Annotated in this window: 11 protein-coding genes; 8 read left to right on the top strand and 3 right to left on the bottom strand. The window is 63.1% G+C overall.

The window, feature by feature from the left end:
- Positions 1 to 6: 6 nt before the first annotated feature.
- From ACIP0B_RS21775 to ACIP0B_RS21765, 3 genes are all read left to right on the top strand, one after another.
- Positions 7 to 3,102, top strand: coding sequence for a multidrug efflux RND transporter permease subunit (locus ACIP0B_RS21775; RefSeq protein ID WP_400835893.1), 3,096 nt, complete (start codon positions 7 to 9; stop codon positions 3,100 to 3,102).
- A 376-nt stretch (positions 3,103 to 3,478) separates the two neighbouring features.
- Positions 3,479 to 4,120, top strand: a complete 642-nt coding sequence (locus ACIP0B_RS21770) for a DUF1345 domain-containing protein (protein ID WP_400835891.1) — start codon at positions 3,479 to 3,481, stop codon at positions 4,118 to 4,120.
- Positions 4,121 to 4,267: 147 nt separating this feature from the next.
- A complete protein-coding gene (locus tag ACIP0B_RS21765; RefSeq protein WP_400835889.1) occupies positions 4,268 to 4,771 on the top strand; it encodes a hypothetical protein in 504 nt (167 codons plus the stop codon).
- A gap of 66 nt (positions 4,772 to 4,837) precedes the next feature.
- Here the strand turns inward: ACIP0B_RS21765 and ACIP0B_RS21760 are convergent, their stop codons facing one another.
- The 3 genes from ACIP0B_RS21760 to ACIP0B_RS21750 form a co-directional block, all read right to left on the bottom strand.
- Entirely contained in the window at positions 4,838 to 7,081 is a 2,244-nt protein-coding gene (locus ACIP0B_RS21760) for an autotransporter outer membrane beta-barrel domain-containing protein (protein ID WP_400835887.1), read from the bottom strand.
- Between the two features lie 222 nt (positions 7,082 to 7,303).
- Complete coding sequence (locus ACIP0B_RS21755) at positions 7,304 to 9,283, bottom strand: hypothetical protein (protein ID WP_400835885.1); 1,980 nt, start codon at positions 9,281 to 9,283, stop codon at positions 7,304 to 7,306.
- An 88-nt stretch (positions 9,284 to 9,371) separates the two neighbouring features.
- On the bottom strand, positions 9,372 to 10,148 hold the full coding sequence (locus tag ACIP0B_RS21750) for a hypothetical protein (protein WP_400835883.1): 777 nt from the start codon (positions 10,146 to 10,148) through the stop codon (positions 9,372 to 9,374).
- Between the two features lie 247 nt (positions 10,149 to 10,395).
- Here ACIP0B_RS21750 and ACIP0B_RS21745 point away from each other — a divergent pair, with 247 nt between their 5' ends.
- From ACIP0B_RS21745 to ACIP0B_RS21725, 5 genes are all read left to right on the top strand, one after another.
- On the top strand, positions 10,396 to 11,424 hold the full coding sequence (locus ACIP0B_RS21745; protein ID WP_400835881.1) for a LacI family DNA-binding transcriptional regulator: 1,029 nt from the start codon (positions 10,396 to 10,398) through the stop codon (positions 11,422 to 11,424).
- A 305-nt stretch (positions 11,425 to 11,729) separates the two neighbouring features.
- A complete protein-coding gene (locus ACIP0B_RS21740; protein ID WP_400835879.1) occupies positions 11,730 to 12,512 on the top strand; it encodes an AP endonuclease in 783 nt (260 codons plus the stop codon).
- Positions 12,505 to 13,494, top strand: coding sequence for a sugar kinase (locus ACIP0B_RS21735; RefSeq protein WP_400835877.1), 990 nt, complete (start codon positions 12,505 to 12,507; stop codon positions 13,492 to 13,494). Before ACIP0B_RS21740 ends, ACIP0B_RS21735 begins: the two co-directional genes overlap by 8 nt.
- Before the next feature lie 96 nt (positions 13,495 to 13,590).
- Positions 13,591 to 14,889 (top strand): MFS transporter, encoded by a 1,299-nt coding sequence (locus tag ACIP0B_RS21730; protein ID WP_400835875.1) that lies wholly within the window; start codon positions 13,591 to 13,593, stop codon positions 14,887 to 14,889.
- A gap of 21 nt (positions 14,890 to 14,910) precedes the next feature.
- On the top strand, positions 14,911 to 15,888 hold the full coding sequence (locus tag ACIP0B_RS21725; RefSeq protein ID WP_400835873.1) for an NAD(P)-dependent oxidoreductase: 978 nt from the start codon (positions 14,911 to 14,913) through the stop codon (positions 15,886 to 15,888).
- Positions 15,889 to 16,098 lie beyond the last annotated feature (210 nt).

The following is a 16,098-nucleotide window of genomic DNA, read 5'->3' as shown; positions in this document are numbered from 1 at the left end:
CTCTTTATGCCGCAGTTCTTTATCGACCGCCCGGTGTTCGCCTGGGTGGTCGCCCTGTTCATCCTGCTGGCCGGCGCGCTGGCCATCCCGCAGTTGCCGGTGGCCCAGTACCCGGACGTCGCGCCGCCGCAGATCGAAATCTACGCCGTGTACCCCGGCGCCTCGGCGCAGACCGTCGACGAAAGCGTGGTCAGCCTGATCGAGGAAGAGCTCAACGGCGCCGACCATCTGCTGTATTTCGAGTCGCAAAGCAGCCTGGGCAGCGCCACCATCAAGGCCACGTTCCAACCGGGCACCAACCCGGAAATGGCCCAGGTGGACGTGCAGAACCGCCTCAAGGCCGTGGAGTCGCGCCTGCCGCAGGCAGTCAACCAGCAAGGCCTGCAGGTCGAGAAGGTGTCGGCCGGCTTCCTGCTGCTGATCACCCTCACCTCCAGCGACGGCAAGCTCGACGACGTGGCGCTCAGCGATTACCTGGCGCGCAACGTGATGAACGAGATCAAGCGTCTGGACGGCGTCGGCAAGGCCCAGCTGTACGGCGCCGAACGGGCGATGCGGATCTGGATCGACCCGCAGAAGCTGATCGGCTTCAACCTGACCCCGGCCGACGTCAACGCCGCCATCGCCGCGCAGAACGCGCAGGTGTCGGCCGGCAGCATCGGCGACCTGCCTGCGCCGAAGGCCCAGGAGATCACTGCCACGGTACTCGTCAAAGGCCAGTTGTCGACGCCGGAAGAGTTCGCCGACATCGTGCTCAAGGCCAACCCCGACGGCTCGACCGTGCGCATCGGCGACGTGGCGCGGGTGGAAGTCGGCAGCCAGGAATACCAGTTCGGCACCCGCCTCAACGGCAAGCCGTCCACCGCCGTGGGCGTGCAGCTGTCGCCGGGGGCCAACGCCCTGAACACCGCCACCCTGATCCGGGCCAAGATGGACGAGCTGTCGCGCTACTTCCCGGCGGGCGTGGAATACAAGATTCCCTACGACACCTCGCCGTTCGTGAAGGTCTCGATCACCAAAGTGGTCTACACCCTCGGCGAAGCCATGCTGCTGGTGTTCGCGGTGATGTTCCTGTTCCTGCAGAACGTGCGCTACACGCTGATCCCGACCCTGGTGGTGCCGGTCGCCCTGATGGGCACCTTCGCCACGATGCTGGCGCTGGGGTACTCGATCAACGTGCTGACCATGTTCGGCATGGTGCTGGCCATCGGCATCCTGGTGGACGACGCCATCGTCGTGGTGGAGAACGTCGAGCGGATCATGGCCAGCGAAGGCCTGTCGCCCAAGGACGCCACGCGCAAGGCGATGGGGCAGATCACCGGGGCGATCATCGGCATCACCCTGGTGCTGGTGGCGGTGTTCATTCCGATGGCGTTCATGCAGGGTTCGGTGGGCGTGATCTACCGTCAGTTCTCGCTGTCGATGGCCACCTCGATCCTGTTCTCGGCGTTCCTCGCCCTCACCCTGACCCCGGCGCTGTGCGCCACCCTGCTCAAGCCGATCGCCAAGGGCGAGCACCATGAGAAGACCGGGTTCTTCGGCTGGTTCAACCGCCGTTTCGAACGGCTGACGGACCGCTATCAGGGTTGGGTGGGCTATGCGCTCAAGCGCACCGGGCGTTACCTGCTGATCTACGTTGTGCTGCTGGTCGGCCTGGGCGTGCTGTTCGCGCGGCTGCCCTCCTCGTTCCTGCCGACGGAAGACCAGGGCTACACCATCACCGACATCCAGCTGCCGCCGGGCGCGGGCAAGAGCCGCACCGTGCAGGTGGTCGAACAGATCGAAGCGCACAACGCCACCGAACCGGGCGTGGGCGACAGCACGGTCATTCTCGGCTTCAGCTTCTCCGGCAGCGGCCAGAACGCGGCGCTGGCGTTCACCACGCTCAAGGATTGGTCCGCGCGCGGCGGCGACGACTCGGCGAGCTCGATCGCCGACCGCGCCAACATCGCCCTCAGCCAGATCAAGGACGCCGTGGCCTTCGCCGTGCTGCCGCCGCCGGTGGACGGCCTCGGCACCTCCAGCGGCTTCGAGTTCCGCCTGCAGGACCGCGGCGGCCTCGGCCATGCCGCGCTGATGGAGGCGCGCACCGGACTGCTCGCCGCCGCCGAAAAAAGCCCGGTGCTGATGAACGTGCGCGAAAGCGCCCTGGCCGAAGCGCCGCAGGTGCAGCTGGAGGTCGACCGCAGACAGGCCAATGCCCTGGGCGTGTCGTTCGCCGACGTCAGCAATGTGCTGGCCACCGCCGTCGGCTCGACCTACGTCAACGACTTCCCCAACCTGGGCCGCATGCAGCGGGTGGTGGTGCAGGCCGAAGGCGACCGCCGCAGCCAGGTCGACGACCTGCTGAAAATGCACGTGCGCAACGACGCCGGGAAAATGGTGCCGCTGTCGGCGTTCGTCCAGGCCAAGTGGACGCAAGGCCCGACCCAGCTGACCCGCTACAACGGCTACCCGGCCATCGCCATTTCCGGCGAACCGTCGCCCGGCCACACCACCGGCGAAGCCATGGCCGAGATCGAGCGGCTGGTGGCGCAAGGGCCGAAGGGCCTGGGCCAGGAATGGACGGGGCTGTCGCTGCAGGAACGGCTGTCCGGCAGCCAGGCGCCGATCCTGCTCGGGCTGTCGCTGCTGATCGTGTTCCTGTGCCTGGCGGCGCTGTACGAGAGCTGGTCGATCCCGACCTCGGTGCTGCTGGTGGTGCCGCTGGGCGTGCTCGGCGCGGTGCTGGCGGTGACGTTGCGCGGGATGCCCAACGACGTGTTCTTCAAGGTCGGCCTGATCACCATCATCGGCCTGTCGGCGAAGAACGCGATCCTGATCATCGAGTTCGCCAAGAGCCTGTACGACGACGGCCACGACCTGCTCGACGCCACCCTGCAGGCCGCCCGCATGCGCCTGCGGCCGATCGTGATGACGTCGCTGGCGTTCATCCTCGGCGTGGTGCCGCTGGCCATCGCCACGGGCGCAAGCTCAGCGAGCCAGCAGGCCATCGGCACCGGGGTGATCGGCGGGATGATCACGGCGACATTGGCGGTGGTCTTCGTGCCGGTGTTCTTTGTGGTGGTGATGAAGCTGGTGCGGCGCTCCGGCCGTCACTGATCGATTGGGGAGCGGGCGTCCTCGCGGACGCCATCGCCAGCAGGCTGGCTCCCACAAAGGATCCCGAGTGTTTGCAGAATCCCTGCACACCACAGAACCTGTGGGAGCTTGCCTGCAAGCGATGAGGCCGGCACAGCCGAAATCTCTGCTGCCTGACCCACTGCATCGCCAGCAGGCTGGCTCCCACAAAGGATCCCGGGTGTTTGCAGAATCCCTGCACACCCCAAAAAACTGTGGGAGCTGCGGTGCGACGATTCGACTTGCCAGCGATGAGACCCTGTCAGTCGATATCTCAATTGGCTGTACCGACCCCGTCGCGAGCCAGCGCGCCTCCACATGAGCTATGGTGTCAGCAAACCCTGACCCACGAGCCCCCATGCGCTTTCTCGCCCGCACCCACCCTCGCCTTTCCGCCGCCGCGCTGTTCGGCATCGCCGTCGGCCTGCTCACGCCCAACGCCTCCCTCGTCAGCAAGATCCTGATCGGCTGGAACGCCGGCGTCTGGACCTACCTGGCGCTGATGCTCTGGCTCACCGCCCGGGCCAAGGCCCCGGACGTCAAACGTATCGCGGAAATCGAAGACGAGAACGCCGGCCTCGTCCTGCTGATGGTGAGCATCGCCGCCCTGGCCAGCCTCGCCACCATCACCTTCGAACTGGTGGGCAGCAAGGACCTGGAAACCACCCGCAAGCTGCTGCACTACGGCTTCACCGCTCTGACCGTGATCGGTTCCTGGCTGCTGATCGGGGTGATCTTCAGCGTGCACTACGCCCGCCTCTATTACACCTGGGACGGCCAGGAACCGGCCCTGCGCTTCGCCGAAGGCCTGACCACGCCCAACTACTGGGACTTCCTGTACTTCTCGTTCACCATCGGCGTCGCAGTGCAGACCTCCGACGTGGGCGTCGCCACCCGCGAGCTGCGCAAGATCGTGCTGGTGCAGTCGTTGATCGGGTTTGTGTTCAATACGGCGATCCTGGGGTTTTCCATCAACATTGCGGCGGGGCTGTTCGGTTGACAAGCATCGAACATCAGCGGCACTCAACTGGGTACACCTGTCAACTCTGACAGTTTACAAGCCGACTGGCGAAGCGTGTCATAGGGCAATCCCGCCAACTGTTTGCAGGGCGAGATATTACTTTTCATGACAATGGAGTTTGTACCGATGAACGCATTCGCAAAAGTAGTCGCTCAACCTATGTTACTGGGAACCTGCCAGGGCACCATCGACGGCACCGAAGAGTTCCGGGCCGGGTTGGTGGAGCTGTCGGAAGCCACCTACCCGCCACCCCATGGCGAGGCCTATGTGATGCTGGCGACGCAGCGAAGGCCAGGGCCGGACTACACAACCAAAGAGCTGAAGGTTTCTTTCTCGAAAGGTTATGACGAAGACGATTATGGCCTGACGCCCGAAGATCATGTTGTCCGGGTGCTTTTCATCGATAGTTCGATTCCAGCAAAACCCGTGGTCTATTCGCAGTCCAAGGGCATTGCCCGAGTCGTTTACGATAGTGATTCGTCGACTTTTTCCGGCACTGTCTGTGCGGAACTTGAAAACCTGGATGAAGACACCCGCAGGATCGTGAACATCAAAGTCGATTTCGCAACCTTCCCCAATGTCCGGAACCGCCGCATTCCCCGTCGCCCCTCACCTCGGGCACATTGCTGAACAGTCAACTGTGCAGACAACAAAAAGGAGGCCTGAGCCTCCTTTTTGTTCAACCCCGCCTCACCTTCAGAACGCGTAGCGCAACCCCAGGCTCAGTCCGCCCGGTTGCCTGAAGTTTTTCCCGTCACTGTATTCATAGTCCGCATGGACCTGCAGTTTGTCGGTCATCGACGCCGCGATACCCGCCCCCAGTTTTACGCGCGATCCGGACAGGTTGTTCTTGAACACATTGTCGTTGACCGTCACCTCATTGTTCTTCTCGAACTCATAGGCCCCGGCGACACGCACGTAAGGCTGCAGCTCGACATCGTCCTGAACCTTGAAGTTGCGGCCGGCCGTGACCCCGACCTCACCCAGCAGTGATCGGGCCTGGCCGCCATCGGCCTGCAAATTGTTGTCCAGCGAGAAATCCTTGCCTTGAACCGTCACCGCCGACCATTGGGTGTACGGTTCGACGAAATAGCCCCCATCCAGCTTGATGTGCCGCCCGACCTCGATCGAGCCACCGACTCCGGTATTGTCGTAGTCGCCCTTGGCCCGTCCACCATCGCTCAGGCCAACCTTGGCCTCGTTGCGAAACCGGTTCACCTTCAGCACCGCATCGGCGTAATAGTCGTCGACCGGATCGAGCCAGGTGGCATAGGCGCCGAGGTAATAACTGTCGACCTCACCGGACGTGCCGGCGTCCAGATCGAGGTCGGACGAGCTGTGCCCCCCCATGACCCCCACCAGCCATTGCCCTTCTCCCAACGCCGCGTCGGCACCCAGCGTGAACCCGCGCTGGGTCTGATCGTACCCGGTGCCCGAACCGTCCGCGATCCGGAACTTGTTGCCGTAGGTGCGTCCCCATGCACCGGACCGGCCCGGGTTCATGCGCAACTCACCCATGCGGGTGCGCAGCGACGTCAGCTCGCCGTACCACGTCGGCAGCGGTGTATTGAACAGTGCCAGCACCGAACGCGTGCCCGGACTCACGACCCGGGTCGACGGATCAAGAACCCAGTCATTGCCGCTCTTGGCCAGCGCATAGGAATAGGCGCCTTGATCCACCACTCCTCCGGCCAAGGAGAACTGCGCATCGCCACCGGCCGTCTTGACGACGGTCACCGGTTGCCCGGCCGCAGGCTCGGTGCCGCTGCTGGCGATCAGCAATTCGTGGGAGCCGGTGGCGCTGCCGGTGACGTTCAACAGGTCGGTCTGCCCGGTGGTCAGGTCAGTGCCCATGATGAAACGACCGTTACCGGACAGCTCGCTCACGTTCAATTGATAAAAGGCATTGTCCGCACCGAACTTCACGGCACCGCCATTGAGCGCAAGCTTGCCGACCTGACTGTCGCCCACCAGCACCCACTGGGACGTGTCATTGATCGTCGCGCTGGCCACATTGTCGAGCCGGCCGGTCAGCACGGAACCGTTCTGCAAGGTCAGATCGGTGCTGCTGCCGGTTTGCGTAACGATGTTGCCGTTCAGGGTGCTGGCGTTGACGACCATCGACACGTCCGCACCACCGTTGACTTCAAGCAAGGTGCCGTTGCTGGCCAGCAACCGTGAGTTGTTGAGCGTCACGGTCGCCGTCGACCGTTGGAAGTCGGCAAAGTCCACCACAATCGCCGAACCGTTCTTGCCCTGCACGGTGGTGTTGTCCAGGTTCAATGCCGCGGGTGCCACGCCGGTTTGATCCAGCTCGATGAACACGCCGTCCTTGGCGCCGGTGATCGTGCTGTTTCTGGCCGTGGCTTGGGCACTCTGCAGCCACAGGCCATACCCGGTGGATCCTGTCCCTTCAAGGGACGAATCAGTCAGGTCGATAACGCTGTAGGAGGAGGCGAACGCCCCGGCATCCACACCCGTGATGGTGCTGTTGCCGGAGATGGTCAGGGTGGAGCCGTCCTGGGTGGTGGAGAACCGGACAGCGGACACGCCGAAGAAATCGCCGCTGACCGTGCTGTTGTCGATATGCCCCTGACTGGACACCAGCTCCAGGGCCGTCTGCCCGCTGGTGCCGGTCACGCGGGCGCCGCTCACATTGACCACCGAGCCGTCGCTCGCCGAAATCGCCCCGGTGCGTCCGCCGGCGTTGACATTGACCGTCGAGCTGTTCGCGTCGATGCCCAGCGTCTCGGCGCCATTGACGGTCAAGGTTGCGTTCTGGCTCAAGAACCAGCTGTCGACAGGGTCGCCATTGTTGAGCGTCACGTTGCCGCCGACAATCGGTGCAGCCAGCGTGAAGGATGAAAACATCAGCGCCGGGAGGCTCAGCGCCCGCCCCGTCAGCGCAGGAAGAGAAAGCGACAAGGAGTTGAGATGCATACTGGACACCTGCTTGGAAAAGTGAGTGACAGCACGGCAGGTGTTGGAATCCACTGCCTGGCCAAAAAAGTTCGCAAGGCTATCGAGTAATTACGCAGTTTTATGTAGGAATAGTCTCTATATATGAGGGAAAAGTCCTCAGTACGACATTGGAGCAAAAAACTAAAACAGCAGAGGCGGACATGAAGATCGCTCATGCCCGCCGCTGCCACGCTTCACCCGTCAAGGTGTTGGAATTGGGTTTGCAACTTCACAGTAGTCATCGTTGTTATCCAGAAGGAATACAAAATGAATCGCGGGATCAGACTCCTGAACGATGCCTTCAACGGTATAAGTTAACTTCCCGAACCCATCCGACACCGGTTTGAAGTGGGTTTCATAGTCTCCGATATCCAGCTCAATGCCTTCAGCAGGAACCGGATCAGGAATGACAATATCCTTTTCAACCTCAGTACCATCGATAGGAACAGTAGCGGCTTCGTCCGTATACCCTGCCCACTTCAGCTTGAATGTTCTTCCGGCCACCATCGAAGTACTGGGCGGAATGATAACTTTCAGGTTGCGACGACTCGTCCCGTCTCCCGGCGGAACAAAGTTCAACGTCGGACAGGCAATGGCATCCTCTTCGAGTGCCTGCACCAGCGGCTTTGGCAACTCGATCTTGGTGATATTGACATCGACATCCTGCTCTCTTGACCAAACGGGATTATTGCCGCCAACCGCTGACAACACCCATTTCAACTTGACCGTCCCCATCGGCTTCTTGGCAATGACATCCCATGGCACCGTACCCGCTTCGATCTCGGTGCCCTCATCTCCGGGCGACAGGAAATAAGGGGGCGCCAGCTCATTATCGTCATACCAGACCGTAATGCTCAGGCCCACTTCTGTCGGTGGTGCGTCGTACAACTGGATAAAGACTTTGGCGTCCTGACCGTAGTCGTTGTCGCCAAGGGTGTTGTCCACCCCTTGCGACGAAACGAGCCGAGGCAGTTCCAGCGCCGGGTTGACTGGATCTGGCTCCTCCGGGTTCACCGGGCCGGGATAGGAGATGTCTACCTGGATATCGACTTTTTCCTCGGCGATCTTGTTACCCGAGCCACGCAGCATGACGTAACTTACAGTGGTCGGCACCGGGCCATCGGTGGCGCCATAGGCGGTTTCGATGGTCGCGTAATCCACCGGAAAGATCATGGTGGTTTGCGTCCCGACCCGTTGCTCGGGAAGTTCGATGTTTTTCCAGGTGACGACGATCACATCGTTGGGAGAACTGGGTTGAGGCACCGGCACTGCCACCGTCACCCCTGTTTTGCAATCCTCAATGTCGATCAACGTGTCGCCATCGGTTCCGTCCGCCAAAGGCACAACCGGAGGCTCTGCCACAGGCGGTTTCAAGCGTCTCACCGTGCGCTGATTGGCTTTCGACCGGCGGCTGATGTTGCCGGGCAGATCCTTCGTGGTGAACGTCAGCGTATTGAGGCCTTCCTTGGAGTTTTCGAAAACCGAAATGGGGATTGTGATTTGCTGATTGTCCGGGATCGCAACGCCGGTCAGAACCGGGGTGGCGTAAGCGGGATCGGCCGGATCGCCCCAATAGACATCGACCGTGTCCGTACTTTCATAGTTTGCGGCTCGGGTCAATGTAATGACGATGCCTCCCGGATTCGCCACGAGATATGCCTCGTCGATTTCCTTTGTGGGCGGTAGGTCCGCAGGGAAAGCGGCAGCCGCCGGAGAGAAGTCGGAGGCCGGGTTCTTGACCTTGTAGGGCGGTGTCTTGTCGATATTGTAGTTCGAGGGAACTTCGGGGCTCGGATTGACGCCGGCGGCGTACATCACATACACCAACTCATACTTGGTGGGATCTTCTGGCGTAGTCAACTCAACGAGCCGCGCAAGAGGAATGGTCAACGGCAGCGGCCACACACGTTCCGCCACCGGCCCCAGCGGTTTGCGGGTTTCAAGTGGAATCTGCGTAGGGTCGCCCATTACCCGCAGGAACACGGTCAATGTGTCCCTTGCATGCTCTGACACCGGCCGAGGGATAAGGTATTCCAGATCACTGCCCAATGCAGCGACCGGAATGCGCAGGTCACCTCCCGGCAAAGTCTGCGCAGGAATGTTTGCGGGATCCAACAAGATGGATCCCCCTTGTAACGATACGGGTTGATTCAAACTGACACTGCCGACTTTTGCGTTCATGAGCCTCTCTCCATATTGTTTGACCGCGCGGATCTCACCCAAGAAACCTGCGCAATTGCATTGACCACCCACACATCCAACAGAACCTTCAAGGACCACACAGTTGTTCTTCACCTGGAATGACCCTATCGATCTTCACCAACCCTTTAAGCGAAACGCCTATTCGCCTCCCTCCCCGGTAGAGCGTGTAGTTCGCCAGCGCCGATGCAAGTTTTTGCATCGGTTCTATATGAGGACGATAGGGTTCAACCAAAACCGAAAAACCTTGGGCGATTTCTTGCGCATTCATAATCGTCTTATCGATTTTCTTATATGTTTGCGCGATGGGAGCCCCGCTTCCGTTAAGCGTCAGATAACCCGTCCATTCAACCGAACAAACGTCTCCTACCCGAACGAAGTCCGGAAGTGTTGGAACTTTCACTTCAACGCCTTCCCATATAGGCGGCTCGCTTGAACAGTTCAGGTAACCATTTCTGTTCGCGGCCGGAAAGTTCGGCTCAGTCAAATCCTTGGGGATAAGCGTATGGTCAATCGTCAACTTCCGTGGCAATGAGTACGCCGGATTGTTGAAGTGATTGAGCGTCGTATACATCACTTCAACTATTCCATCATCGACCAGGTACGCCGGCCCGATCGCAATGGTGAACTGCGTTTCGGCAATCGGCCCCGGATGTTCGGTCCGCTGGCTGAACACTACGACCCCATTGCGCTTCATCTCGACGATGAGTTTGTCTGTCTGCCCAGGGTCGGCAGGGTTCGGCCAGATCGGCACGAGCACTTCGATGCCCTGCGCCAGCAACTCCTCCGGGATGTATCCGTCTGGATCGTCATCCGCGACACCGACCACTCGAGGCGGGGCATACATCAAGATTTCCTCAGACGGCATCATCCTTCTCCCACAAGACCGTAAGACCGTTGGATTGATTAGGCGCCTGTTCCGGGCATCGGACTACTGTCAGATCTGACAGGGCAAGCGACCGTCCGTCGTCTTTCTGCGGGATTGGCGGTGAGCGGAGGCTTGACGGATGCCTCCGGGTGGCGTCTCATGAAACCGGTTTCAGCATCGTTCGACAGGCGCTGTTTCCCAACGCCAATAACAAGGTCCAACCACCGTGAACGATTTCTCCGCCGCCCAGCGCAGCCGCGTGACCATGCTCGACGTCGCCGAACACGCCGGCGTGTCTAAGGCCAGCGTCTCGCGCTTCATCGGCGACGACCGCGCCCTGCTCTCCGAGGCCACCGCCTTGCGCATCGAACGGGCGATCGCCGAGCTGGGTTACCGCCCCAACCAGATGGCCCGTGGCCTGAAACGCGGGCGCACCCGCCTGATCGGCATGCTGGTGGCTGACATCCGCAACCCCTATTCGATCGCCGTGATGCACGGGGTGGAAACCGCCTGCCGCCGTCACGGCTACAGCCTGGTGGTGTGCAACACCGACCGCGACGACGAGCAGGAACGCCAGCACCTGGCGCTGCTGCGCTCGTACAACATCGAAGGCTTGATCGTGAACACCCTCGGCCACCACCGGGACGAACTGCATGAGCTGAAGCGGGAAATGCCGCTGGTGCTGGTGGACCGCAAGGTCGAGGGGCTGGACAGCGACATGGTCGGGCTGGACAACCCCCGCGCGGTGCAGATGGCGCTTGATCACCTGGAACAGCGTGGCTACCGCGATCTGCTGCTGGTGACCGAACCCTTTGACGGCACCAGTTCGCGGATCGAACGGGTCGCAAGCTTCCAGAAGCAAATCGCCCAGCGCAGCGGCCTGAGCGGCACGGTGCTGGAAACCGGCGAAACCCTGGCCGCCGATCTGCAATCCTTCTTGAACCAACCCGGTGCCGGGCCCAAGGCGCTGTTCTGCGCCAACGGCGTGGCGGCGTTGGCCTGCACCCGTGCCCTGCGCGAGATCGGCAGCCGGCTGTTCGAGGACGCCGGGCTGATCGCGCTGGATGACCTGGACTGGTATCCGCTGGTGGGCAGCGGCATCACCGCCCTCGCCCAACCGACGGCGGACATCGGCGCCCAGGCGTTCGAATGCCTGCTCAAACGGTTGCGCGGGGATGACGAGGCGGCGCGGGTGGTGGATTTCGCACCGGCGCTGATTGAGCGCGGGTCGACCTGTGGGGTTTGCGGTGACTGATCGGGCCCTATCGCTTGCAGGCAAGCTCCCACAGGTTCTGGAGTGTGCCGGAATCCTGCGGGCGACCGGGATCCCTTGTGGGAGCCAGCCTCCCACAGGTTTTGGGGTGTACCGGAATCCCGCGGGCGACCCGGATCCCTTGTGGGAGCCAGCCTGCTGGCGATGGCGGCAGTCCTGGCGCCGCAGCGCACAGCCAATACAGTTGCTCTCACAGGCGACGATTCGACTGACCCGCGCAGAGCCCCATAAGCCACCGCAACCTTTTTTTTGAACAAAAATGAAACCGGTTTCAGAGGACAACAACAATGAATGAACCTGCCGTTTCCATCAGCCTGTCCAGCTACGGCGCCGACCTGGTGCGCCAGCGGGGCCAAGGCTTTTTCATCGATGTGCTGGCCGCCGCCGGCGCCAGCCGCATCGAATGGCGCGAGGAATTGCTGACCCGTGAAGTGCCCGCACAACTCGCACAGGCCACCGCAGCGGCACGGCTGCAAAGCATCTATTCCTCGCCGACCGAGCTGTGGCTCGCCGGCCAGGCCCTGCCAAACCCACAACTGAAAACCGCCCTGCAGAACGCCGAAGCGTTCGGCGCCCGCTGGTTGAAAGTCTCGCTGGGCCATTTCGCCGACCGCCACGACTTCAGCGCGCTGGCCCGCTGCTTGAGCCAAAGCCCGGTACGGCTGCTGGTGGAGAACGACCAGACCCCGCACGGCGGACGCATCGAGCCGTTCCAGCGTTTCTTCGCCGCCGTCGAGCCCCACGGACTGCCGATCCGCATGACCTTCGACATCGGCAACTGGCAGTGGCAAGGCGAGTCCGCCGCCAACGCCGCACGCCTGCTGGGCCGGCAGGTCGGCTACGTGCACTGCAAGGCCGTGGCCCGCCGCGCCGACGGCAAGCTTGTCGCCGTGCCGCCCGTCGCCAACGACCTGCATCACTGGGAACAACTGCTGCGGCACATGGATCAAGGCGTCATGCGCGCCGCCGAATACCCGCTGCAAGGCGACGACCTGGTGCCGCTCACCCGCGACCACGTCGCCGCCCTCGCCCGCCTCGGCCAATCCTGCCTGGAGCCTGCCCATGCCTGAGATCGACATCCTTTCGTTCGGCGAAACCATGGCCATGTTCGTCGCCGAACACAGCGGCGACCTGGCGTCGGTGGGCCAGTTCCACAAACGCATCGCCGGGGCCGACAGCAACGTCGCCATCGGCCTGTCCCGGCTGGGGTTCAATGTGGCGTGGCTGAGCCGGGTCGGCGCCGACTCCCTGGGCCGCTTCGTCGTCGAATCCCTGGCACGGGAAGGCCTGGACTGCAGCCATGTGGCGGTGGATCCGGCGCACCCCACCGGTTTCCAGCTCAAGTCCCGCAGCGACGACGGCAGCGACCCGCAGGTCGAGTACTTTCGCCGGGGTTCGGCGGCCAGCCATCTGTCGCCCGAGGCGATCACGGCGGATCTGCTCAACGCCCGGCACCTGCACGCCACCGGCATTCCGCCGGCGCTGTCGGCCTCGGCGCGGGCCATGTCCCATGACCTGATGACGCGCATGCGCCAGGCAGGGCGCAGCGTGTCGTTCGACCCCAACCTGCGCCCGAGCCTGTGGGCCAGCGAACGGGAGATGATCAGAGAGATCAACCGCCTCGCCGCCCTCGCCCACTGGGTGCTGCCGGGCCTGGCCGAAGGCCGTCTGCTCACCGGTTTCGACGACCCGGCGGACATCGCCGCGTTCTACCTCGACCGGGGCGCCGAAGCGGTGGCGATCAAGCTCGGCCCCCAAGGCGCCTATTACCGCACGCACCTGGATCAAGGCTTCGTGGCCGGGGTGCCGGTGGCCACGGTGGTGGATACGGTCGGTGCCGGCGACGGGTTCGCCGTCGGGATGATCAGCGCCCTGTTGGAGCACCAGAGCTTCGCCGACGCGGTCAGGCGCGCCAACTGGATCGGCAGCCGTGCGGTGCAGAGCCGTGGCGACATGGAGGGTTTGCCGAACCGGTCCGAACTGTGCGCCGAATTTGAGGCCGCCAATCGCCAGCAGGCTGGCTCCCACAGGGGATCGGTGCAAGTCACTTGACTCTGTGGGAGCCAGCCTGCTGGCGATGAGGCCAGTACAGACACCCTCGAAATTGAACCTGCTGCGACAAAAACAACAAGCTCAGGAGCAAGACCCATGACAACCGCAACCCTCGCCGCCCGCCGCTGGTGGTACATCATGCCCATCGTGTTCATCACCTACAGCCTGGCGTACCTGGACCGCGCCAACTACGGCTTCGCCGCCGCCTCCGGCATGGCCGCGGACCTGATGATCACACCGGGCCTGTCGTCCCTGCTCGGCGCCCTGTTCTTCCTCGGCTATTTCTTCTTCCAGGTGCCGGGCGCGATCTATGCGCAGAAGCACAGCGTGAAGAAACTCATCTTCGTCAGCCTGATCCTCTGGGGCGGCCTCGCCACCCTCACCGGGGTGGTCGCCAACGCCTACTGGCTGATCGTGATCCGCTTCATGCTCGGCGTGGTCGAGGCGGCGGTGATGCCGGCGATGCTGGTGTACCTCTGCCACTGGTTCACCCGCGCCGAACGCTCCCGGGCCAACACCTTCCTGATCCTCGGCAACCCGGTGACGATGCTGTGGATGTCGGTGGTGTCGGGCTATCTGGTGCAGCATTTCAGCTGGCGCTGGATGTTCATCATCGAAGGCCTGCCGGCGGTGCTCTGGGCGTTCATTTGGTGGCGGCTGGCGGATGACCGTCCGGCCCAGGCCAACTGGCTGAGCGACGGCGAGAAGCGCGACCTGGAGAGCGCCCTGGCCGCCGAGCAGGTCGGCATCAAAGCGGTGAAAAACTACGCCGAAGCCTTCCGCTCGCCGAAGGTGATCATCCTGGCGCTGCAGTTCTTCTGCTGGAGCATCGGCGTCTACGGGTTCGTACTGTGGCTGCCGTCGATCCTCAAGGCCGGCGCGCAGATGGACATGGTCGAGGCCGGCTGGCTGTCGGCGCTGCCGTACCTGGCGGCGGTGGTCGGCATGCTGCTGGTGTCGTGGGGCTCGGACAAACTACAGAAGCGCAAGCGTTTCGTCTGGCCGCCGCTGCTGATCGCCTCGGTGGCGTTCTACGGCTCCTACGCCCTGGGCGCCGAGCATTTCTGGTGGTCCTACACCTTGCTGGTGATCGCCGGGGCCTGCATGTACGCGCCTTACGGGCCGTTCTTCGCCATCGTGCCGGAGATCCTGCCGGCCAACGTCGCCGGCGGCGCCATGGCGCTGATCAACAGCATGGGCGCCCTCGGCTCGTTCGGCGGCTCCTATCTGGTCGGCTACCTCAACGGCTCCACCGGCTCGCCCGGCGCTTCGTACCTGTTGATGAGCGGCGCGTTGCTGCTGTCTGTGCTGCTGACGGCGTTCCTCAACCCCGGCGCCAGCGACCGGGTGACGCCCAGGCCTGCGGCGCGACGTCCGCTGCCGGCCCATTCCTGATTCGAAAGAGAGATGAACGCGATGAAAAAGCAGGTTGTGCTGTACAAGAAACTGTCGCCGCCGCTGATGGCCCGGCTGCATGAGCAGGTGGACGTGACGCTGATCGACAGCCTCGACGCCGATGGCCTGATGAAGCTGCGCGACGCCCTGCCCGGCGCCCACGGCCTGCTCGGCGCCAGCCTGAGACTGGACGCGGCTCTGCTCGACCTGGCGCCGCGCCTGGAGGCGGTGTCGAGCGTGTCGGTGGGCGTCGACAACTACGACATCGACTACCTGACCCGCCGCCGGATCCTGTTGACCAACACCCCGGACGTGCTCACCGAAACCACCGCCGACACCGGTTTCGCCCTGATCCTGGCCACGGCCCGGCGCGTGGTGGAACTGGCGAACATGGTGCGCGGCGGCCACTGGCACCGCAGCCTCGGCCCGGCGCATTTCGGCACCGATGTGCACGGCAAGACCCTGGGCATCATCGGCATGGGCCGGATCGGCGAGGCGCTGGCCCAACGCGGGCATTTCGGCTTCGGCATGCCGGTGCTCTACCACAGCCAGTCGCGCAAGCCGGCGGTGGAGCAGCGCTTCGACGCGCAATACCGCAGCCTCGAGGCGCTGTTGCAGGAAGCCGACTTCATCTGCCTGACCCTGCCGCTCACCGCGCAGACCGAAGGCCTGATCGGTGCCGAGCAATTCGCGCTGATGCGCCCCGAGAGCATCTTCATCAACATCGCCCGAGGCAAGGTGGTGGACGAAGCGGCGCTGATCGACGCCCTGCGCCACAAGCGCATCCGCGCGGCGGGGCTGGACGTGTTCGAGCGTGAGCCGCTGAGCCACGATTCGCCGCTGCTGCAGTTGAACAACGTAGTCGCGACGCCGCACATGGGCTCGGCCACCCACGAGACCCGCGAGGCCATGGCGCAGTGCGCGGTGGACAACCTGCTGGCGGCGCTGAACGGGGAGAAGCCTGCGAATCTGGTGAATCCATCGGTTTGGCAGGCTTGAGGGCAGCAGTGACCGTCACTCGGAGACTGTGGGATCCTGCCCTGCGGCGTCTTCACTGACGCCATCGCCAGCAGGCTGGCTCCCACAGGTATCCCGGTGTCCACAAGATCCAGGCACCCCGCAAAACCTGTGGGAGGACTGCCGTGACTGTCACCCGGAGACTGTGGGATCCTGCCCTGCGGCGTCTTCACTGACGCCATCGCCAGCAGG

The organism is Pseudomonas sp. NPDC089534 (assembly GCF_044749305.1).
Classification (GTDB): Bacteria; Pseudomonadota; Gammaproteobacteria; order Pseudomonadales; family Pseudomonadaceae; genus Aquipseudomonas; species Aquipseudomonas ekonensis.
The sequence above is the reverse complement of the archived record's forward strand: the minus strand, read 5'-3'. Positions and strand labels throughout refer to the sequence as shown.